The sequence below is a fragment of the Vallitalea longa genome, from assembly GCF_027923465.1.
GTDB lineage: Bacteria > Bacillota > Clostridia > Lachnospirales > Vallitaleaceae > Vallitalea > Vallitalea longa.
Genome location: NZ_BRLB01000084.1, coordinates 1 through 257, shown reverse-complemented (window position 1 = coordinate 257; position 257 = coordinate 1). Strand labels below are relative to the sequence as shown.

Genomic DNA, 257 nt, shown 5'->3' with positions numbered 1-257 from the left:
GTTTCTTTGAGATAGGCGGAAACTCCATAAAAATAATGCAGATGGTAGCAAAAATAGAAGAAAGATTCCAAGTGGAGATAGAATTCAGAACAATATTTGAAGGAAAGACAATCAAAAAAATCAGTGAGGCAATAAGAGACAACCAAGGAAAAGAAATCACAAGAAAATACAAGAAGTGGACAACAGACGAAGAACACGTGAACCAGCCATTCCCATTAACAGGCATACAGAGTTCATATCTCCTTGGAAGAAAAGAA

At 36.2% G+C, this 257-nt stretch carries 1 protein-coding gene; it reads left to right on the top strand.

Translation table 11 applies throughout. The features are described 5' to 3' along the window. Positions 1–11: 11 nt before the first annotated feature. Positions 12–257 (top strand): acyl carrier protein (locus QMG30_RS24920; RefSeq protein WP_281819935.1); only part of this gene is annotated, 246 nt, incomplete at its 3' end.